The organism is Guyparkeria sp. WRN-7, assembly GCF_001641825.1.
Lineage (GTDB): Bacteria > Pseudomonadota > Gammaproteobacteria > Halothiobacillales > Halothiobacillaceae > Guyparkeria.
In genome coordinates, this window is the sequence record NZ_LRFH01000002.1 from 149,240 (window position 1) to 171,626 (window position 22,387).

A 22,387-nucleotide genomic window follows, 5' to 3' on the forward strand; every position below is an offset into this window, starting at 1 on the left:
GCCGCCTGTCCTGACCTATGCCATAGTCAACGCTTGGCGCTGGCAGCCACGGAGGCGTCCGCCCGATTTGCGTCAGAACAGCATCAATCGCTCCCCGAGACCGCATGGAAAACGACCTTCAAGCTCTGATCGACGTCCGCCATCACGACCCGCACCGGGTACTCGGCGTGCATGCCGACGACCAGGACAACCTGAAGCTGCGCACCTTCCAGCCACACGCAGCGCGGGTCGAGACACGCGATCGCGACGGCGAACCCGTCAGCCTCAACGCCCACCCCGAGTGCCCGGGGCTGTTCGAGGTCACCCTGCCGCGCGAGTGGGTGCCCGCCCATCCGGAGTATCACGTCACGCTCGAGGACGGCCATGGCTATCAGGTGATCGACCCCTACAGCTTCCTGCCGACGGTCGGCGAGCTCGATCTTCACCTGTTCGCCGAGGGACGCCACCTGCAGCTGTGGCAGATGCTCGGTGCGCAAGTTCTCTCGGTCGACGGGGTGGTCGGCACACGATTCGCCGTCTGGGCGCCGAACGCCGCCCGTGTCAGCGTGGTCGGCAGCTTCAACGATTGGGACGGCCGGCGCCATCCGATGCGCGTTCTCGGTGGCAGCGGCGTCTGGGAGCTGTTCATCCCCGGCGTGAACGTCGGCGATCTCTACAAGTACGAAATCACCAGTCGACTCACCGAAGAAACCCGCCTGCGAACCGACCCGGTGGGCCGTGCATTCGAATTGCGCCCGGACACGGCGGCCATCGTGCCGGCCTTCCAGAACTTCGACTGGCAGGACGACGACTGGCTGGAACGGCGCGAGCAATGGCAGTGGGACCAGGCACCGATCTCGATCTACGAGGTTCACCTGGGCTCATGGCGCCGCCACGGCGACGAGTTCCTGAGTTACGACGAACTGGCGGACCAGCTGATTCCCTACGTCCAGGAACGCGGTTTCACGCACATCGAACTGCTGCCGGTTACCGAGCACCCCTTCGACGGCTCGTGGGGCTACCAGACCACCGGCTATTTCGCTCCCAGCAGCCGATTCGGCACACCTGAAGCGTTCTGCCGTTTCGTCGATCGCGCCCACGCCGCCGGGATCGGCGTGATCCTCGACTGGGTACCGGCCCACTTCCCGCGGGACGAATTCGCCCTGGCTCGCTTCGATGGCAGCGCACTCTACGAGCACGAGGACCCCCGTCGGGGCGAACATCGCGACTGGGGCACGCTGATCTTCAACTACGGCCGCCGGGAAGTGGAGAATTTCCTGATCGCCTCGGCGCAATACTGGATCGAACATCTCCACCTCGACGGCCTGCGCGTGGATGCGGTCGCCTCGATGCTCTACCTCGACTACTCCCGCCAGGCGGGGGACTGGCTGCCGAACAAGCACGGGGGCCGAGAGAATCTCGAGGCGATCGAATTCCTGCAGCGACTCAACCACACCATCCTGTCGCGCAACCCGGGCACCCTGATGATGGCCGAGGAGTCGACCGCCTGGCCGATGGTCTCCCGTCCGCCCGATCACGGCGGCCTGGGCTTCTCCATGAAGTGGAGCATGGGCTGGATGAACGACTCGCTCGCCTATTTCAGCGAGGATCCGCTCCACCGGCCGCACCACCACAACCTGCTGACCTTCGGGCTGCTCTACGCGTTCTCCGAGAACTTCATCCTGCCGCTGTCGCACGACGAGGTGGTCCACGGCAAGCGGGCGCTGCCCGCCAAGATGCCGGGTGACGAGTGGCAGCGCTTCGCCAACCTGCGCCTGCTGCTGGCCTGGCAGTACACCTTCCCCGGCAAGAAGCTCCTGTTCATGGGCACGGAATTCGGGCAGGGAAACGAGTGGTCGCACGCCCGCGAGCTCGACTGGTGGATGCTCGACTACCCATTGCATCAGGGCATTCAGTCCCTGGTCGATCAACTCAACTTCCGCTACCGTCAGGAGCCGGCGCTGCACGAACGCGACTTCCAGGCCGGCGGCTTCGAGTGGATCGACTGCAGTGACCGCAACCAGTCCGTGGTCAGCTTCTCTCGTCACGGCCACTTAGAAAGCCTGATCGTGGTGATGAACTTCACCCCGGTCTCGCGATCTGGATACCGCATCGGCGTGCCGAAGGCTGGCCGTTACCAGGTCATACTGAATACCGACAGCGAGGAATTCGGCGGTGCCGGGCGAAACCCGGCCCCAACCGCTGCCGAAGAGACGCCCTGGCACGGCCAGGCCGCCAGTCTCGAGCTGGAACTGCCCGGCCTCAGTGCGGTGGTGCTCAAGCATAGCGGCCATTGAGGCGAACCCGCTCTTCCGGGTCGCGCTGAGGCGAGCCCGGAACACAGCAATCGGATAACATGCGATACTCCGGCTGACGACCCGCCCCCGGGAGCAGGTCGTCGCGTGGATTGACCGCCCGTTCACCCGACTCGAGGAGATACCGACGTGTCGCTGTCTGTGTTGTTCGCGACCAGTGAAGCCTATCCCCTGATGAAGACCGGGGGACTCGCCGATGTCTCCGGCGCCTTGCCGGCGGCTCTCACCGAGCTTGGCGTCACCGTCCGTCTCGTCATGCCGCGCTACGGCGATCTGGCATTGCGCGAGGACCAGACCACCGAGCACATCGCCCACATCGACGTGCTCGGCCAGCCGGTCGATATCCTCCAGACCGTGATGCCCGACAGTGGCGTCCCCGTCTACCTGGTAGACCACCCCACGTTCTCCGCCCGGCAGGGCAACCCCTACATGGGCCCGGACGGCAACTCCTGGCACGACAATCCGGATCGCTTCGCCCTGTTCGCGCGCGCCGCCGTCGCGCTCGCCACGGGTGACGTCGATCCGTCCTGGCAACCCGACGTGGTGCATGCCAACGACTGGCAGACCGGCCTGATCCCGGCCCTGCTCCACGAGGCCGACAAGCCGCAGACGGTCTTCACCCTGCACAACCTCGCCTACCAGGGCGTGTTCGACCGCTCGACATTCGAACGCCTCGGCCTGCCCTGGAGCCTGTGGCGTCCAGACGGCCTGGAATACTGGGGCAACATGTCGTTCATCAAGGGCGGCATCGTCTTTGCCGACCGCATCACCACGGTGAGCCCGAACTACGCCCGCGAGATCCAGACTCACGAGTTCGGTTACGGCCTCGATGGCCTGCTGCGCCATCGACGCGATTCGCTGGTCGGCATTCTCAACGGCATCGGCTCGGACTGGGACCCGGAAGAGGACGCCGCGCTGGTGACCAACTATTCGCGGACAAACCTCGCCGGCAAGGCGGAAAACAAGGCAGCCCTTCAGAAAGAGCTCGGCCTGCCGATACGTGACGATGTGCCCCTCATCGTGCACGTCGGCCGACTGGTCGAGCAGAAAGGCATCGACCTGGTCATCCAGGCCCTGTCCATGCTCGGCCAGCGGGACGTCCAGTTCGCCTGCCTTGGCAGCGGCGAGGCCCGATTCGAGCAGGCACTGCGCGCCCGCGCCGAGGCCGACCCCGAACGCATTGCGGTCCGGATCGGTTATGACGAGGGCCTGGCCCACCGCATGGAGGGAGGGGGTGATGCGTTCATCATGCCGAGCCGGTTCGAACCCTGCGGTCTGAACCAGCTCTACAGCCTCAAGTACGGCACCGTGCCGATCGTCCACCAGGTGGGCGGTCTGGCCGATACCGTCACCCCGGTCACGCCGGCCACACTGCGCGACGGGACCGCGACGGGCGTCGTGATGAACCATCTGGACATGAACGCTATCCTCTGGTCCATAGACGAGTTCAGTGCCCTGTTCCGGCGCCCCGACGACCTCGAGCAGGTCCGGAAACAGGCCATGGGGCAACACTATGACTGGGGCGCGAGCGCTCGGTCCTATCTCGACCTCTACCGCGCGATCACGAAAGCCGAACCGCAATGATGAATCGATTCCAGACCAGTCCCGCCCAGGTCCGCGACGAACTGGCTCGCCTGATGGGAGCGGCGCTGCACGAGGGTGTCCGCCGCCTGTTTGCCCAGGTCGAGCGTCAGCTGTTCGACCTGGCCTCCAGCGAACGCGACGATGCCCGCCGGGCCGAGGCGTTTGAGGCCATCGCCGAGGCGCGGGCCGAACAGGACGGCTTCTTCCGCGGGCTGTCAGACAAGCTGCTCGGCAGCGGCGCGGCCACCGACCCGGTCGAGTGGCACGAGTTGATCGGAGATCGCTCGCGGGCGCTGTTGTTCGAGGACGCCCTCGCTGATGCCAAGCAACGCTGCGGTACCGAGCATGCCCAGTTCGAGGCCCGTATCGGCCAGCTGCACAGTGACGACCCGGAAGCCGTGCCGGCCGACCTCTACACGATGGAATCGATCAGCCAGGCCTTCCTCGCCCAGACCCGAGACCTTCCGGACGCACTTCGGCACCGACTCATCGCCCACTGGGCCGACCAGGTACTCAACCGACTGGCGCCGATCTACTCGGTGCTCAACGACTACCTCATCCAGGTAGGCGTGCTCCCCGGCATCAAGCGCCTGCGCAACCCGCTGGATGAAGTCGACCCGGCACTGCAGATCACTCCTCCGCCGGACACGACCACGGAGGAACCTCGGCACGACGGCCCGAACCCGGAAGCACTCGCCGACCGCCTGGTACCGCTGGTCCGGGCCACCATCGCCGGCGACGACCAGTACCTGTTCCGCTTCGAACGCGATCAGGACTGGCGGGCCGAGGCCTTTGCCGAATTCATCATGGATCGGATCGAGCCCACCCTGCCGTTGGGCAACTGGCCGACACGCAGCCGGGATCTGATCCGTCTGGTCGGCATGACGTTCAGTGACGTGCTCAACGACGAGTTGATCGACCCGCGCCATCGTCGCCAGATTGCCGCACTGCAGCTCGCCGTGCTGCTGCTCGCGGCGCGCGACCGACACTTCCTCGCCGATGCGGACCACCCGGCACGTCGCATCATCAACCTGATGGCGCTGATCGGTTCCGACCCGGACCTCAAGCCCGACGTCCAGGCCACTGCCGACATGCTGGTGCCGATCCAGGAGGCAATCGTCGATGCGCCGGAACGTCTCGAGGTACTGGCCGACCAGATGCGCGACATCTCGCGGGGCAAGCCGGTCGAACCAGAGGCCCAGCGCCCCAGCCCGGCACGCGACCGTCTGGCGCTGATCGAGCAGCGCTGCCGGGTCCGGGTGGACAAGATTCTCGCCGGCCACGTCGCTGACATGCCGCTGCGCGAGCCTGCCCGTGATGTCCTAGCGAAAGTCTTCCAGCCGTTCATGGTGCGCACGATGATCAACCAAGGGCGCCAGAGCGCGCCCTGGGCGGGGATCATCACGCTCCTTCAGGACACGCTCACCCTGCAGATCGACCCGACCATCGAGCGCGCGGACGTCGACGACTACCGACGTCACGCGACCCAACTCTTCAACGAGACGGCCGGCGACGGTCTGCTCACCGAGGAGCAGCAGGCACTCGACGGCTTCATCGAATATCTCGACGAACAGGCCCGGCAAATGCCGGAGATGTCGATCCCCAAACGGCCGGTGACGCAGGAGACCGAACAGGCGGCACCCGCCTCCTCCCCGTCGGCCGAGCCGGAATATGTCATGCCGGCGGGCCACGAGCTCGGCATGGAGACTCCAGACCCGGCGGACTTGAAGGAACGGGCGGCCGCCCCGGCGACTGCCGAATCCGCCCCGGCTCCCGAGCCGGACTCGGCGAGCGACCCAACCCCCGACACAGGTGAGTCGATCGACATTCCGTCACCGATCGATCTCGCGTCGGTCGAACCGAACCCGCCCAGCGAGGTGGACGAACCGGCCAACGCGACCGAGGCGGCTACAGCGACCGAGCGGACCGAGCCGACGCCGGCGGAAGAATCCGCCTCCGGCATCCCCCGTGACGGCCTGTTCCTCGCCTCGCTGGACTTCGTGCAGGCGTTCTTCGACCAGCAGGTTCTCAGCGAGGAGTGGTTCGAGGTCTATACCGGCCCGGGTCGGGCCCTGCGACGCCTCAAGATCCGCAATCTCGATAGCGAAAACGGCGTGATCAACTTCGCCAACCGTACTGGCCAGGCCAAGCTCACGCTTCCGGTCGCTCAGGTCATCGATGACCTGCTCGAGGAACGCACGCGACTGGTATTCGACAACCCGCGCTTCGTTCGCGCCACCGAGCAGTTGCGCACCCAGCTGGAGGAGGCTCGCGATGAGCGCTGAACACGCGACAACCCCGACCGGTGACGAGCGCATCCAGGACCGCCGCGACTTCCTGCGACTGGAGAAGTCGGGCCAGGGCCTGCTGCGCCTGCAAGGCGAAGCCACCCCCGTCGGGAGTGGCAAGATCATCGACATCAGCGCCAACGGCCTGAACCTTTGCTGCGAGGCGGACTGGGCCGAACGGGTCGAATCCGGCGCCCCGGTCGAAGTCGTCGCCCGGCTCGATGATGCCAGCGAGCCCTTCTACCTCGTCGGTGAGGTCATCTGGGTACGCAATCTCGACCGGGGCCAGTGCCAGATCGGCATCGAACTGCCGATGATCGACGACAGCGGGAACCAGGCGCAACACGACAACCGCGACTGGCGGGCCCTGTTCCTCGCCTGACTTCCCGGTCTGACGAACCGGCCTGCCCCCGCAGGACCGAAGACCCTTCGCCCGCTTCTGGCGCCGCGCAATTCGTGCCGGCGCCGCCGGCGCCCTGATGTACAATTCCCGCCGTCCCGACCGACGGCAGGGCTCCGACCATCGGCTGCCCCGCTCCTAACCGAATCCACGCGAACCGTCCGATCGACCTATGCGAATCATTACCGGCAACGCCGCCCGATCCCCCTTCCGACTCGCCAAGCTCACCGAGCGCCTGCGCGACCTGCACCCCGGGATCGAGGCGGTCCATGCCCGATTCGTTCACCTTCTCGACCACGATCCGGCGGCATCGCTGGACGAGGGTCGGCTCGAGGAGCTGCTGGACTACGGCGAACCGGCGGAAGCCTGGTCGGACGACTGGCCGCGAATCATCGTCGCGCCGCGCGCCGGGACCATCTCGCCGTGGTCGAGCAAGGCAACCGACATCGCCCGCATCTGCGGCCTCGAGGGCGTCAATCGCATCGAGCGCGGCATCGAGTTTGCCGTATCCGGTGACGGGCTCAACGCCAACGATTTCGCTTGGCGCGACGACCTGCTCGAGATCCTGCACGACCGCATGACCGAGTCGGTCTACCGGGACACCACGTCGCTGGAATCCCTGTTCACCCACGCCGAGCCGGCGCCGCTCGGGCGGATCGCGCTCGGTGACGATGCCCGCGCGGCGATCGCCTCCGCCAACGCCGAGATGGGGCTCGCACTGAGCGAGGACGAGATCGGCTACCTCGCCGAGCAGTACGACCGCCTGGGCCGGGACCCGAGCGACGTCGAACTGATGATGTTCGCCCAGGCGAACTCCGAGCACTGCCGCCACAAGATCTTCAATGCGGACTGGACCATCGACGGTGAAGACCACGACCTGTCGCTGTTCGCCATGATCCGCAACACCCACCGCCGCCATCCCGAGGGCACGCTGAGTGCCTACAAGGACAACGCGGCGGTAATCCAGGGTCAGGACGGCACCCGCTTTGCCGTCAACCCCGAGACCGGCCACTACGAGAGCGTCGACGAACGCATCGACTTTTTGGCCAAGGTCGAGACCCACAACCACCCCACCGCGATCTCGCCGGACCCGGGGGCGGCTACCGGCGCCGGCGGCGAGATCCGCGACGAAGGTGCGACCGGTCGCGGCGGCAAGCCTAAGGCGGGCCTCTCCGGCTTCTCGGTCTCCAACCTGCGCATCCCCGAGCTGCCGCAACCCTGGGAGGCCGACACGGCCGACCTCGGCCGGCCGGACCGCATCGTCAGCCCGCTGGAGATCATGCTCGAGGGCCCGATCGGTGCCGCCTCGTTCAACAACGAATTCGGCCGCCCCGCCCTGGGCGGCTACTTCCGCACCCTTGAACTGAACACGGGCGAGGCAGACGCCGAAGGCCGACGCACCGCCTGGGGCTACCACAAGCCGATCATGATCGCCGGCGGCGTTGGCGTGATCCGCCCCAACCTGATCGAGAAGGAGCCGATCGCCCCCGGCCACCTGCTGATCGTGCTCGGCGGCCCGGCCATGCAGATCGGCCTGGGCGGCGGCGCGGCCTCCTCGCAGGATTCGGGCAGCGGCAGCGCCGAGCTCGACTTCGCCTCGGTCCAGCGTGCCAACCCCGAGATGGAGCGCCGCGTGCAGGAGGTCATCGACCGCTGCATCTCGCTCGGCGAGACCAACCCGATCGTCTCCATCCACGACGTCGGCGCCGGCGGCCTGTCCAACGCCCTGCCCGAACTGATCAACGATGCCGGCATGGGCGGCAAGTTCGACCTGCGAGAGATCCCCAACGACGAGCCGGGCATGTCGCCGCTGGCCATCTGGTGCAACGAGTCGCAGGAACGCTACGTGCTCGCCATCCAGCCGGGCGATCTCGAGCGCTTTGCCGCCCTGTGCGACCGCGAACGCGCGCCGTTCGCCGTGGTCGGCACCGCCACCGCCGAGCAACACCTCAATGTCGCGGACCCGCACTTCGGCAACGATCCGGTCGACCTGCCGATGCAGACCCTGTTCGGCCACCCGCCGAAGATGTATCGCGACGTCGCCCGGCGTCCGCATGCCCCGGTCGAGTTCCAGGCTGATGGCGTCGCCATCAATGACGCGCTCGACCGCGTGCTGGCCCTGCCCGGCGTCGGCGACAAGAGCTTCCTGATCACCATCGGCGACCGCTCGGTCGGCGGCCTGGTGGCTCGCGACCAGATGGTCGGGCCGGCCCAGGTGCCGGTGGCCGACAGCGCGGTCACCTCGACCGACTTCTACCACCACCACGGCGAGGCCATGGCGATGGGCGAGCGCGCCCCGGTGGCCCTGCTGGACGCCCCGGCCTCTGCCCGGCTGGCGATCGCCGAGGTGGTCACCAACCTCGCCGGCACGGCCATCGACGGCACGGACATGATCAAGCTGTCGGCCAACTGGATGGCCGCCTGCGGCCACGACGGCGAGGATGCGCGCCTGTTCGACACCGTGCGCACCGTCGGCATGGAATTCTGCCCGGCACTCGGTATCAGCATCCCGGTGGGCAAGGACTCGCTGTCGATGAAGACCCGCTGGCAGGACGGCGACACCGAGAAGAGCGTCACCTCCCCGGTCTCCCTGGTGGTCACCGGTTTCGCGCCGGTCAGTGACGTCCGCCGCACCCTGACCCCCGAGCTGGTCTCGGATACCGACAACCGCCTGTTCCTGATCGACCTCGGTCAGGGTCAGAACCGGCTGGGCGGCTCGGCGCTCGCCCAGGTCTACAACGCCACCGGCGTGACCACGCCCGACGTCGCTCCCGCCCCGCTCAAGGCCTTCTTCGACGTGGTCCAGGAGCTCAACCGCCTCGAGATGCTCACCGCCTACCACGACCGCAGCGACGGCGGGGCGATCACCACCCTGCTGGAGATGGCCTTCGCCGGCCGCTGTGGCCTCGACCTGGAAATCGACGCCCTGGGCGGCGACCCGCTGGCGGGGCTGTTCGCCGAGGAAGTCGGCGCGGTCTTCCAGGTACGGGCGGCGGATGCCGACTTCGTCCGCGAGCAGTTCGAAGCCGCCGGCCTGGGCGATGCCCTGATCGACGTCGGCCGGGCCACCGCCTCACGCGACGTGCGTGTGGACTGGCGCGGCAAGACCCTGATCGAGCGCTCGCTCGCCGAACTCAAGGGCATCTGGTCGGCCACCTCGTTCCACATGTCCGCGCTACGTGACAACCCGGCCACCGCCGAGCAGGCCTACCGGGCCGCAACCGACTTCGACGACCCGCAGCTGGCCGGCAGCCGGGCGAGCTTCGACGTCAGCAAGTCGGTCGCCGCGCCGATGATCGCCACCGGCAAGCGCCCGCGCATCGCCGTCCTGCGCGAACAGGGGGTCAACGGCGAGGTCGAGATGGCCGCCGCCTTCACCGCCGCCGGCTTCGAGGCCGTCGACGTGCACATGGCCGACCTGATCGGCGGGCAGCACGACCTGACCGACATGAAAGGCCTGGTCGCCTGCGGCGGCTTCTCCTTCGGCGACGTCCTCGGTGCCGGCTCCGGCTGGGCGCATGCGATCCGCTACAACGCGCGGGCCAGCGATGCCATGCAGGCGTTCTTCGAGCGCGACGACACCTTTGGCCTGGGCGTGTGCAACGGCTGCCAGATGTTCTCCCAGCTGTCCGACCTGATCCCGGGTGCGTCGCACTGGCCACGCTTCCTGCGCAACCGCTCCGAGCAATTCGAGGCGCGCCTGTCACTGGTCGAGATCCCGCAGTCGCCGTCGGTCCTGCTCGCCGGCATGGCCGGCAGCCGTCTGCCGATCACGGTGGCTCACGGCGAGGGCCGCGTCGCCTATCGCCGCCCCGAGGATGCCGACGAGGCGTTCACCGCCCTGCGCTACGTCGACGGTCACGGCATCGCCACCGAGCAGTATCCGGCCAACCCCAACGGCTCGGCCGGCGGCGAGACCGGCTTCACCACCGAGGACGGCCGCTTCACCATCATGATGCCGCACCCGGAGCGCGTCTGGCGGGCAAGCCAGTTCTCGTGGAAACCGGCGCGCTGGTCGGACGAGCAGAGCGACTCGACCACCGACCGGGGCCCGTGGCTGCGCCTGTTCGAGAACGCCCGGGTCTGGGTCGACAGCTGAGGTGTCGACCGGGATGACCGTGGGCGAGCGCATCCCGCCCAGTCTCATCCTGATGGCAGGCTCGACCCTGTGGGGCCTGACCTGGATCTGGCTCAAGCACGCCCACGCGCTCGGCATCGGTCCGATCCTGCTGTCGGTCGTCGCCTTCGCGGTTCAGTGGCTGCTGGTGGCCCCCTTCGCCTGGCGGTCCATGAAGGATCCCTCGCGACCACCGATCACCCGGTTGAACTGGCCGTGGCTCGCCCTGCTCGCCTTCGCCTCGGGCGTCGCTGGCGTGGGCTTCACCATGGCGATGGTCTACGGCGATGTCGTCCGCTCGATGATGCTGTTCTTCCTCATCCCCGCCTGGGGAGTGCTCTTCGGTCGGCTGTTCCTCAAGGAACCACTCACACCCCCGCGGATGCTCGCCGTGGTCAGCGCACTGGTCGGCGCCTTCCTGATCCTCGGGCCGGACTTCGGTGACGGCCTGCGCCCGGCCGACCTGTTCGCGCTTGTCGCCGGCTTCAGCCTGGCCGGCGCCAATACCCTGTTCCGCTTCCTCGCCGACCAGCCCATTCCGATCAAGCTGTCGCTGATGCAGGCCTCGACCGTGCTGCTCGGCCTCGTCGCCTGGGCGCTGTCGAGCGAGTACGGCATCATGCCGACCCTCGAGGCGCTGGGCAGCAGCGCGCTTTACGGGGCGACCATGCTGCTCGCCGCCATCCTGGCCACACAGTACGCGGTCGAGCGATTGCCCGCCTCGCGCAGCGCGATCCTGATGACCCTGGAACTGCTGGTGGCCGTCGCCTCGGCGGCCTGGCTGGGCGATCGCTTCCATGGCGCCAACGTCTGGAGCGGTGGCGCACTGATCCTGGTCGCTGCACTGCTCGAGGCAACCTCGGCCCGTCACCATCACCCTCCGGTCGCGCCATGCAAGGGCTGAATCCGCAACAACAGGCCGCCGTGCGCCACGTCGACACCCCGCTGCTGGTACTTGCCGGCGCGGGCTCGGGCAAGACACGCGTGATCGTCGAAAAGATCGTCCACCTGATCGAGGACCGCGGCCTGCCCGCCCGCGGCATCTGGGCGGTCACCTTCACCAACAAGGCTGCCCGCGAGATGGGCGAGCGCATCGGCCAGCGCCTCGAGGCCGAACGCCGCCGGGGCCTGAACATCTCGACCTTCCACACCCTCGGCCTCAAGCTCATCCGCCGCGAGACCCGCACATTGGGGCTGCGGCCGGGCTTTACCGTGCTGGATGCCGAGGACAGCCTCAACCTGATCAAGTCCCTGCTGCAGCAGAACGAGTCCGCGGCCGGCGTGCTCGAGCCCAAGGAGGCCCAGGGCAAGATCTCGCAGTGGAAGAACGACCTGCTCAACCCGGATCAGGCAATGGCGGCGAGCGAGGACGAGGTCGAGGCCGCGGCCGCCTCGCTCTACAGCGACTACGCCCGGCAGCTGACCGCCTGCAACGCGCTCGACTTCGACGACCTGATCAAGCGGCCAGTCGAGCTCCTGCGCGACGACCCCGAGGCGCGCGAGCGCTGGCAGCGGCGGGTGCGCTACCTGCTGGTCGACGAGTACCAGGACACCAACGCCAGCCAGTACGAGCTGGTACGCCTGCTGGTCGGGCCGCTCGGCCGGCTGACCGCCGTGGGCGACGACCACCAGTCGATCTACGCCTGGCGCGGCGCGCGGCCCGAGAATCTCTCGCATCTCGCGCGCGACTTCCCGCGCCTGGAGACCATCAAGCTCGAACAGAACTACCGCTCGGTGAACACGGTACTCACCGCGGCCAACCAGCTGATCGCCAACGACCCGACCACCCAGCCGAAGAACCTCTGGAGCGCGGTCGGCCCGGGCGAGGAGCACCGCGTGCTGGTCTGCGACACCGCCGACGACGAGGCCGAACGGATCGCCACCGACATCATCCACCGCCACTTCAAGGACAACACCCCCTACCGGCACTTCGCGATCCTGTTCCGCGGCAACCACCAGGCGCGCCTGCTCGAGCAGCAGCTGCGCAAACTCTCGATCCCCTACCTGCTGACCGGCGGGCAGTCGTTCTTCGAGCGCGCCGAGGTCAAGGACGCCATGGCCTACCTGCGGCTGATGGCCAACCCCTCGGACGACGCCGCGCTGCTGCGCATCATCAACACCCCGCGGCGCGGTATCGGCCCGACCACGCTCGAACGCCTCGGGCAGATCGCCCGCGAACGCCACACGCATCTGGCCGAGGCGGCCCGCTCGATCACCGCCGAGCAACGCCTCGACAATCGCGTGCATCACCAGCTGCTGCAGTTCCTCGACTGGCTCGAGGCCACGCGACGGCGCATGGACGAGGAGCCGGCGGCCGATGCCATGCGCGCCCTGCTCGAGGAGATCGACTACTTCGGCTACCTGCGCGAGCAGGAGAATACCGCCAAGGCCGCCGAACGGCGCTGGGCCAACCTCCAGGACTGGCTCGAATGGACCGATCGCATCGGCACCGACAACGAGTCCGGGGAGACGCTGTCGCTGACCGAGCTGGTGCAGAAGATGAGCCTCTTGGGCATCCTCGAGCAGAAGACCCGCGACCAGGACGACGATGCCGTGCGCCTGCTGACCCTGCACGCGGCCAAGGGTCTGGAGTTCCCGCATGTCTACCTCTCGGGCATGGAGGAGGATCTCCTCCCGCACCAGGACTGCCAGGAGGACGACCGGCTGGCCGAGGAACGGCGCCTGTGCTTTGTCGGTATCACCCGCGCCCAGAGGAGCCTCACCTTCACCCTGACCAAGCGTCGCCGACGCTACGGACAGTGGCGCGACGTCCAGCCCAGCCGCTTCCTCGAGGAGATCGAGACCGAGCTGTTGCGCTGGGAAGGCGTCGGCGTGCAGAAGAGCGAGGAAGAAAACCGCGCCACCGCTGCCGAGGCCATGAGTGCGATCCGTGCGATGCTGGGCAAAGCGGACAACTCCTGAAAGGCACTCAGATAAACAGCATTAATCCGGGATTACCCCGAGAAGCCCAGTTTGCGAATAGTTTGCTAAGCTCGCAGACGCTCCACGCCCCGCCACCCGGCGTCGGCAGCCGGTTTTCGCCAGCGACAAGGATCGACCGATACCGATGGCCCAACACGCAGAGACATCCCAGACCAAGCGCCCCTGGCTGTTCCGCCTGATCCTGCCGCTGGTGATCGTCGGAGTGGCGATCGCGGCATTCATGGCCCTCAAGGCCAGTCGCCCCGAACCGCCACGCGCCGCCCCGGAGGAACGCGCATGGCTGATCGATACCCAGGTAGTCGAGCCGAGCCGCCGCCATCCGGTACTCACCCTCTACGGCGAAGTGACCAACCCCGACCGGCTGACGGTGCGCGCGCCGCTTTCGGCGCGGGTCGAGACCGTCCCGGTCGAGAACGGCGCCAGCGTCGACAAAGGCACCCTCCTGGTCGCGCTCGACTCGCGCGACTTCCAGCCGGTGCTCGACCGGGCCCGGGCCAACCTCGCCGATCTCGAGGCCCAGATCCGGCAGGCCGAGGCCAGCCACGAGACCGATCGGGCAGCGCTGGCCCTGGAGCGGGAAATCGTGGCGAACGCGGAAACCGCGCTGGCCCGCAATCGTGACCTGCGCCAGCGGAACCTCGCCTCGCAGGCCGATGTCGACGCCGCTCGCGATGCCCTGAGCCAGGCCCGCCTGTCGCTGAATACCCGCCGCGAACGGCTGGCCACCTTCGATGCCCGCCTGGCCGGCCTCGAGGCCCGCCGCGATGCCGCTGCCGCCGACGTCGCCGCCGCCAGACGCGATCTCGATCGCGCGCAAGTGACCGCCCCCGCCGACGGACTGGTCGGACCGGTGGAGGTGACCGCCGGCGCCCTGGTCAATACCAATGCCGCCCTGCTGGACTTCTTCCCCTGGGCCGGCTTCGAGCTGCGGGCCCTGATTCCCGGCAGCCGGGTGGGCACGATCAGTGCTGCCTTGACCGACGGCAATGCGCCCGAGGCCCGGGTGCGCGAGAACGGTCTCGCCCTGCGCCTGGCCCGGCTGGCCGGCGAGGCGAGTGGCGAAGGGATGACCGGGCTGTTCGAGTTCACCGCGACCAACCACTCGCTGCGGGTGGGCCAGGTGCTCACCGTCGAGCTCGAACTGCCCGCAGTCGACGATGCCGTCGCCATTCCGCGCAGCGCGCTGTACGGCAACGATCATCTCTACCGCATACGGGACGGCCGCCTCGAACGGGTGCGCATCGAGCGCCTCGGCGCGGCCGCCGACACGGACGAGACCGGGCAAGGCCAGTTGCTGGTGCGCGCCCCGGGACTGTCCGCCGGTGACCGTATCGCGACCACCCAGCTGCCCAACGCCGTCGACGGACTCAAGGTCCGCTGGCAGGACGGGGCGAGCGAGACCGCGGCCGAATGAGCACCGAGGCCACCCCGGGTCTGCTGGAACGCTTCGCCCGTCACCGGGTCGCCCCCCACCTGGTGATGCTGCTGATGGTCCTCGGCGGGCTGTTCGCGCTGTCGCGGATGAACATCCAGTTCTTCCCCAACTTCGCCGTTGACGTGGTCGGCGTCTCGGTGGTCTGGACCGGCGCCTCGGCCGAGGACATCGAACGCGGCATCACCGAGCCGCTCGAGGAACGGCTGCGCTCGGTGCCCAACGTGAACACCATGACCTCGACCTCGGCGCAGGGCATTTCCAACATCACGATCGAGTTCCGCCAGGGCACCGACCCGGTGCTGGCACTCAACGACGTGCGCGAACAGGTCGACACCTTCCGCAACTTCCCCGCCGACGCCGAGACACCGCAGATCAGCCGCGTGCCCAAGTTCGACCCGGTCGGACGGCTGCTGGTCTACGGCGATGTCGACCGCGAGGCGCTCCGCCAGTGGGTCGACCGCTTCGAGCGCCAGCTGATCGACCGCGGCATCGACCGCATCGAGGTCAACGGCCTGCCCGAGCAGCGCATCGCCATCGAGGTGCCGTCGGCCACGCTGGTCCAGCTGGGACAATCGCTGCCGCAACTCTCCGACACGGTCGACGCCCTGTCGCGCGACGTGCCGGCCGGCGAGTTCGGCAGCGCCGACGGCGGCCGTGAATTGCGCGCGGTCGAACAGCGTCGCCGGCCGATCGAGTTCGCCGACCTGTCGGTGGTCAGTACCCCGCAGGTGCGACTCGACCTTGAGCAGATCGCGCGGATCATCCAGGAACCGCGCCGCGACTCGCTGCTGATGCGCCACGAGGGTCAGCCGGCGGCCGAGCTGGTGCTGCAGCGTGCCCAGCACGGTGACAGCCTCGAGTCGGCCGAGGCACTGCAGCAATGGATCGACGACACCCGCCCCACCCTGCCGCCGCATCTCAACCTCAAGGCCTACGACCAGTCCTGGCAGCTGATCCGCGACCGCATCAACCTGCTGGTCACCAACGGCTTCGGCGGCCTGGTGCTGGTGCTGGTGCTGCTGTACCTGTTCCTCCCCGGGCGGGTGGCCTTCTGGGTGGCCGCGGGCATTCCGGCGGCGTTTCTCGCCGCGCTGGCTATCCTGTGGCTGATCGGCGGTTCGATCAACATGATCTCGCTGTTCGCCCTGATCATGGCCCTGGGCGTGATCGTCGACGACGCCATCGTCGTCGGCGAGGACGCCGATGCGCACTTCCGTGCCGGCGAACCGGCGTTGTCCGCCTCGCAGGGCGCGGCCCGGCGCATGTTCTGGCCGGTGATGGCCTCGTCGCTGACCACCATCGCCGCGTTCATGCCACTGCTGGTCGTCGGCGGCACCATCGGCCAGATCCTGCGTGACATCCCGGTGGTGATGATCTGCGTGATCGCCGCCTCGCTGGTCGAGGCATTCCTGGTCCTGCCGGGCCACCTGCGCGGCGCATTCAGCGGCCACGGTGCCAGGGGGGAAGCGGAGGCGAAAAAGCCCGGTCCCTTTGCCCGTTTCCGCGCCGGCTTCGACCGCGGCTTCGATCATTTCCGCGATCACCATTTCCGTCGCGCGGTGCGCTTCGCGATCGGCAACCGGGCCGTGACGCTGGCGACCGCCGTGGCGACCGTGATCCTCGCCGTGGGCCTGCTGGCCGGCGGGCGGATCGGCTTCACCTTCTTCCCCACCCCGGAGTCGCAGATCGTCTATGCCAATGCCACCTTCGTCGCCGGCACCGACCGCGAGCGGATGCAGGCATTCATGGCCGAGCTCGAGGACGGCCTGGTCCGGGCCGAGGAGGAACTGGGCGAACCGCTGATCCAGACCGCCATCACGCGTCTGGGCAGCACCATCGGCGCGCAGAGCAGCACCCAGGGGGATCAGCTCGGCTCGATGCTGGTCGAGCTGGTGCCCCCGGACGACCGCGAGACCCGCAACGCCGAGTTCATCCGCAGCTGGAAGGAGAACACCAACGTGCCGCCCGGCATGGAGAACTTCTCGATCAGCTCGCGTCAGGGCGGGCCACCGGGGGCCGACCTGACCGTGCGCCTCAAGGGCGGCAGCACCGACGACCTCAAGGCCGCGGCCGTGTCGCTGGCTGAAACCCTGAAGAGCCTGCCCGGCGTGGTCGACGTCAGCGACGACCTGCCCTACGGGCGCCAGCAGATCACCTTCTCGGTCAACGCCCAGGGGCGCGCGCTCGGCCTGACCACCGCGGAGGTCGGTCGCCAGTTGCGGGCCGCCTACGACGGCGCCCTGAGCCAGATCTTCCAGTCGGGCCCTGACGAGGTCGAGGTACGCCTCCTGCTGCCGCGCGCGGAGCGCCGGCAGATCGGCTCGCTGGACGACATCAGCCTGCGCACCGACGACGGCACGTTCGTGCCAATCCGCCAGGTGGTCGACTTCGGCTCGCAGCGCGGTTTCGAGGCGATCCGCCACGCCGAGGGCAAGCGCGCCGTGGAGGTCTCCGCCGAGATCAACCGCAGTCTCACCAGCGCCGAGACGCTCAAGGCGGCACTGGAGTCCGACACGCTGCCGAGCCTGACCAGCCGCTTCGGCCTCGACTACAGCTTCGAGGGGCGTCAGGCCGACCAGCGCGAGACCATGGCCGACATGAAGTTCGGCCTCTACCTGGGCCTGGCGCTGATGTACGTGGTGCTGGTGTGGGTGTTCTCGGCCTGGACCATGCCGTTCATCGTCATGACCGTGATCCCGTTCGGCCTGGTGGGGGCGATCGCCGGCCACTGGCTGATGGACATCCAGCTGACCATCCTGTCACTGTTCGGCCTGTTCGGCCTGTCGGGGATCGTGGTCAACAACGCCATCATCCTGGTCGCCTTCTACCGCGACCAGCTCGCCGCCGGTCTCGCCCCGGACGATGCGCTCGAACAGGCCGCCGTCAAGCGGCTGCGCGCGGTGATGCTCACCTCGCTGACCACCATCGGCGGGCTGACGCCGTTGCTGTTCGAGACCTCGCTGCAGGCGCAGTTCCTGATCCCGATGGCCACCTCGATCGCCTTCGGGCTCGGTTATTCCACCCTGCTGGTGCTGTTCGTGGTTCCCGCCCTGCTCTCGCTGCGCGAGAGTGTCCACCAGCGCGTCGCACCGGGAACGGCCGCCGCCTGATCGTCCGGACCCGCTACAGGAGCACCAAGAGCTCGCGCACGCCCAGATGGCCCTCGGGTCCGACCCGGTCCTGGCACAGGGCGCTGAACAGCTCGGCGGTCCCCAGCGCATCGACCAGGGCGTGATGGGCATGGTAGCGCGGCAGGTGATAGCGATTGCGCAGCGAGTCCAGCCGCAGCTCGCCCGGACCGTGGTGCAGGTGGCGACGCTCGAAGCCACGCCGCGCCAGCTGCAGGGTGTCGATCACCGGCACGACCGGCACCGCGCCGAAGTGTCGCCGGCAGGCCGCCCCCAAAAAGGCGATCTCGAAACGGGCGTTGTGCGCCACCAGCACCCGCCCGGCCAGCGCATCCAGCACTTCGGCGAGCACCTCGCGCTCGGGGCGACCGGTCGCGGCGTGATCGTCGGTGATGCGGTGGATCACCGCACTGGCCTCGGGGATCGCCATCTCGGGGCGGATCAGGTCGTGCTCGGCGGCGCCGAGGTCGATGCTGGGCCCCCTCATCACCACCCAGCCGGCACTCAGCAGCCGATCGGCGCGCGGGTCGAGACCGGTGGTCTCGAAATCGAGCACCACGTACTCGGCCTCGGTCCAGTCGGCATCAAGATCCGGCACCGGACCGTCGAGCAGCTCGGCCAGGGCCGATCCGCCCTCGGCACGGGCGAGCTGGCGCCGGCGACGCCAGGAAAGCCAGGTCCGGTGCGGGAACCACGACAGGCGGACCAGCGCCATTTCAGCGCGTCCCGGTGACGTCGAAGTGCGCCTTGAGCCAGCGCTGGTGATCGTCGATCACGCGGAAGGCGTCGCGCAGGTGATCGCGCTCCAGCCCCGACAACGCACCGGGGTCGAGGCGGTTGTCGAGCGGCTCGCCACGGCGTACCTGCCCGGCCTGATGCCGGGCACGCAGCACGTAGAAGAACCGCCACGCATCCACCAGCTCGCCGGCCGCCCCGCTCGACAGTCCGCCCGCGCGGGCGGCCGCCTCCAGCCGCCGCACCGTGTGCAGCTCCGGCAGCCCCTGCGCCACCGCGTGCAGCCGGGCAATGTCGGCGATCGGCAACAGCCCGTAATGCTTGAGATCGAGACGCTCGTCGTGCTGCTCGTCGTCGACCACCACCAGTCGGCGGAAGAACCCCAGCGGCATGCGCACGGCCAGCGCGTTGTGCGCCAGCGCCCGCTGGAAGACGGTGTTCTTGCGGGCGCGAGGCCGCACCTCCGTCCAGAGAGACTCGAGCAGGTCCGCGCGACCGGCAACCACCCGCATGTCGAGGAAGTTGGTGGCCAGCATCACCGAGTGCGGCTCGGGCTGGTCGATCCAGTCGCGAAACAGCGCCTGCCAGCCGCTCACGGACCGACGCCAGTCGGTGGTGGTCGCCATGGTCTCGCCCGGACAGGGCTCGAGTCCCGCGCCGGCCAGGCCGTCGCTGACGAACTGCGCCATCCGGGCGAACCACTCGCCATGCTGCTCGGGCTGGAAGGCATCGTCGAGGATCAGGGCGCTGTCCTGGTCGGTCAGCGCGGTCTGCTCGCGCCGGCCCTGGCTGCCCAGCGCCGCCCAGGCCCAGGCGACCGGCGCCGGGCCGAGTTCGGCCTCGGCCAGCTCGGTCAGCCGGCGGGTCATGGCATCGGTGACCGTTACCATCGCCTCGCCCAGCGGCTCGGCATCCGCACCCATGCCGACCAGTTGCAGCTCGAGATCCGGCAGTCGCGCGCCGACGCGGGCGACCGCCTCGACGTCCTCGGCGGCCAGCGCATCGCGCACCAGGTGCACGGCATGCGTGCCCTGGTGGCGCAGCAGATCGGAGGTGGAGAGGATCCCGACCAGCTCGCCGTTCTCCTCGCAGACCGGCAGGTGGTGGATGTTGTGACGCGAGAACTTGAGCGAGGCCTCGAAGGCCGGTGCCTCGGGGGCGATGGTGATCAGATCCTCGGTCATGATCGCGCGCAGCGGCTCGTCGACCGACAGGCCGGCGGCCACGCAGCGCCGGCGCAGGTCGCGATCGGTGACCAGCCCGACCAGCCGGCCGTCCTCGACCAGCAGCAGCGCGGAGACCTGCGTCTCGCTCATCCGTTCGGCACCGGCACGGATGGTGGTCTCGGGACCGGCGCTGACCGGGTCGCGGCGCAACAGCGAGCCGACCGTGGTCGCCATCAGCGCCTCGGCACGTCCGCCCTGCGCCAGTTCGGCCAGCGCCCGTTCGAGCCGTTCGCGACGCGAGCGCTCGAACCGCCAGGCGAAGGCCGGGTAGTCGGCCATCAACGACTCGAACACCGACTCGGGCAGGTGATAGAACAGGCTGTCCTCGACCACGGCCAGTTGCGCTTGCTCGTCGCCCGCCGGCCCGGTGGCCAGGTACAGGTCGCCCTCGCCGAGTTTCTCCTGCAGCGCGCCTTGCGAATCGCGCACCGTCAGCGCCCCGCTGCGCACGATCCACAGGCCGGGGCCGGCGTCTTCCGGCGGAAAGGGCCGGCCGCGGCGCAGGTAGCGGACCGTCAGCCGCCTGGGCAGCACCTCGAGCGAGGCGGCGGGCAGTTCGGCGAAGGCCGGCACCCCGGCGATGAAATCGCGTATTTCCCAGAGTTCGGCGGCCATGTCTCGGCTCCTTGCCGTGATGATCTGCGCCGGGCGCGGCGGCTCAGCGCTGGTAGTAGTCCCGGTACCACTCGACGAAGCGGGCCACGCCCTCCTCGACCGGCGTGCTGGGCGCGTAGCCCACGTCGTTCTTGAGGTCCTCGACGTCGGCATAGGTATCGGGCACGTCGCCCGGCTGCATCGGCAGCAGGTTGAGCTCGGCCTTCTTGCCGGTGGCCTCTTCGATCAGCTCGATGTAGCGCAACAGCTCGACTGGGCGGTGACTGCCGATGTTGTACACCCGCCAGGGGGCGAACGAGGTGCCCGAATCGGGGTCGGCCGCGCTCCAGTCGGGGTTGGGGGCGGCGACGTGGTCGAGCGTGCGGATCACGCCCTCGACGATGTCGTCGATGTAGGTGAAGTCGCGCCGATGATGACCGTAGTTGTAGACGTCGATCGGCTCGCCCGCGAGGATGTTTTTCGTGAACTTGAACAGCGCCATGTCCGGCCGTCCCCACGGCCCGTAGACGGTGAAGAAGCGCAGGCCGGTGGTGGGCAGATCGTAGAGCGAGGCGTAGGTGTGCGCCATCAGCTCGTTGGCCTTCTTGGTGGCGGCGTACAACGACAGCGGATGGTCGACGTTGTGGTGCACGGAAAACGGCATCTCGCTGTTCGCGCCGTAGACCGAGCTCGACGAGGCGTACACCAGGTGATCGACGCGATTGTGCCGGCAGCCCTCGAGGAGGTTGGTGAAGCCCACCAGGTTGCTGTCGATGTAGGCATGCGGATTCTCGATCGAGTAGCGCACCCCCGCCTGGGCGGCCAGGTGCACCACGCGGTCGGGCTTGATCCGCTCGAACAGGGCGGCCACGCCCTCGCGGTCGGCGACGTCGAGCTTCTCGAAGGAAAAGCCGGGCTGGTCGGTCAGGCGGGCCAGGCGCGCCTCCTTGAGACTGACCTCGTAGTAGTCGTTGAGGTTGTCCAGGCCGACGACCGTGTCGCCGCGCTCGAGCAGTCGCGCCGACAGCGACGAGCCGATGAAACCGGCCGCGCCGGTAACCAGTATCCGCATGCGTTCTCCCTTGAAATCGTCCGGTGGCCCGCGGATCGCGGGCTCGCCACCCGGGGTCGATTATGCCTGCCGCACCCGGCCCCTCCAACCGCGCTCACGACCCCGGCCGAATCCTTGCTCGCAATGACCGGGTCGGGGCCACCCCCAAGGCTGGAAGACAAAAATTTTTTTCCACGCCTGGGGATTTGTTGATGGCCTGGATGCCCCCGTGCCGAACATCCGAGCGGGAATGCGGACTTGCCGCGTCTGTCCACGAGTTTATCCACAGATTTTTCACGGCTTGCCCAGATGCTTCCCCCAGACCATTCACCAACTCATCCACATCATATAGTGGTGTTGACGGAATCGGCCCACAGTATTTGCGATTTTCCGAGTTGACTTTGTTCGGACAGCGACCACAATCAAGGCTCTCGACAGGCCATTCGGCGAGCAGTCGCCCACAGCCTGTCGCGTCCCGTAAAAGCCGCCATGCGCGGCTTGCGGGGCGATCGAACAAGGGCCGGTGACAACGGCCCACGCGTCCCGGCAACCGGGGCGTCAGGGAACAAACCGAAGTCAAAGGGAACGCGCG

At 68.2% G+C, this 22,387-nt stretch carries 12 protein-coding genes; 9 read left to right on the forward strand and 3 right to left on the reverse strand.

Going from position 1 to position 22,387, the window contains the following annotated elements; genetic code table 11:
- Window positions 1-104 precede the first annotated feature (104 nt).
- The 9 genes from glgB (at window position 105) to AWR35_RS00965 (ending at window position 18,171) form a co-directional block, all read left to right on the forward strand.
- Complete coding sequence (gene glgB / locus AWR35_RS00925) at window positions 105-2,276, forward strand: 1,4-alpha-glucan branching protein GlgB (RefSeq protein ID WP_058574081.1); 2,172 nt, start codon at window positions 105-107, stop codon at window positions 2,274-2,276.
- A 153-nt stretch (window positions 2,277-2,429) separates the two neighbouring features.
- Window positions 2,430-3,878 carry a glycogen synthase GlgA gene (gene glgA / locus AWR35_RS00930; RefSeq protein ID WP_197408097.1) on the forward strand — a complete coding sequence of 483 codons (1,449 nt, stop codon included), beginning with the start codon at window positions 2,430-2,432 and terminating at the stop codon, window positions 3,876-3,878.
- Complete coding sequence (locus AWR35_RS00935; protein WP_058574082.1) at window positions 3,875-6,163, forward strand: DUF1631 family protein; 2,289 nt, start codon at window positions 3,875-3,877, stop codon at window positions 6,161-6,163. Before glgA ends, AWR35_RS00935 begins: the two co-directional genes overlap by 4 nt.
- Entirely contained in the window at window positions 6,153-6,548 is a 396-nt protein-coding gene (locus tag AWR35_RS00940; RefSeq protein WP_058574083.1) for a PilZ domain-containing protein, read from the forward strand. The genes AWR35_RS00935 and AWR35_RS00940 overlap by 11 nt, the downstream gene beginning before the upstream one ends.
- Window positions 6,549-6,738: 190 nt before the next feature.
- Window positions 6,739-10,665 carry a phosphoribosylformylglycinamidine synthase gene (gene purL, locus AWR35_RS00945; protein ID WP_058574084.1) on the forward strand — a complete coding sequence of 1,309 codons (3,927 nt, stop codon included), beginning with the start codon at window positions 6,739-6,741 and terminating at the stop codon, window positions 10,663-10,665.
- 13 nt (window positions 10,666-10,678) lie between these two features.
- Window positions 10,679-11,587, forward strand: a complete 909-nt coding sequence (locus AWR35_RS00950; RefSeq protein WP_058574085.1) for a DMT family transporter — start codon at window positions 10,679-10,681, stop codon at window positions 11,585-11,587.
- Complete coding sequence (locus tag AWR35_RS00955) at window positions 11,575-13,605, forward strand: UvrD-helicase domain-containing protein (RefSeq protein ID WP_058574086.1); 2,031 nt, start codon at window positions 11,575-11,577, stop codon at window positions 13,603-13,605. Before AWR35_RS00950 ends, AWR35_RS00955 begins: the two co-directional genes overlap by 13 nt.
- A 145-nt stretch (window positions 13,606-13,750) precedes the next feature.
- Window positions 13,751-15,040 carry a biotin/lipoyl-binding protein gene (locus AWR35_RS00960; protein WP_058574087.1) on the forward strand — a complete coding sequence of 430 codons (1,290 nt, stop codon included), beginning with the start codon at window positions 13,751-13,753 and terminating at the stop codon, window positions 15,038-15,040.
- Complete coding sequence (locus AWR35_RS00965; protein ID WP_058574088.1) at window positions 15,037-18,171, forward strand: efflux RND transporter permease subunit; 3,135 nt, start codon at window positions 15,037-15,039, stop codon at window positions 18,169-18,171. Before AWR35_RS00960 ends, AWR35_RS00965 begins: the two co-directional genes overlap by 4 nt.
- A 13-nt stretch (window positions 18,172-18,184) precedes the next feature.
- Here AWR35_RS00965 and AWR35_RS00970 read toward each other — a convergent pair whose 3' ends face one another.
- The 3 genes from AWR35_RS00970 to AWR35_RS00980 are packed head-to-tail and all read right to left on the reverse strand — an operon-like array spanning window position 18,185 to window position 21,816.
- Window positions 18,185-18,904, reverse strand: coding sequence for a 3'-5' exonuclease (locus AWR35_RS00970; RefSeq protein ID WP_058574089.1), 720 nt, complete (start codon window positions 18,902-18,904; stop codon window positions 18,185-18,187).
- A gap of 1 nt (window position 18,905) precedes the next feature.
- On the reverse strand, window positions 18,906-20,765 hold the full coding sequence (locus AWR35_RS00975) for a putative nucleotidyltransferase substrate binding domain-containing protein (RefSeq protein WP_058574090.1): 1,860 nt from the start codon (window positions 20,763-20,765) through the stop codon (window positions 18,906-18,908).
- A 43-nt stretch (window positions 20,766-20,808) separates the two neighbouring features.
- Window positions 20,809-21,816, reverse strand: coding sequence for an NAD-dependent epimerase (locus tag AWR35_RS00980; protein ID WP_058574091.1), 1,008 nt, complete (start codon window positions 21,814-21,816; stop codon window positions 20,809-20,811).
- Between the last annotated feature and the right edge of the window lie 571 nt (window positions 21,817-22,387).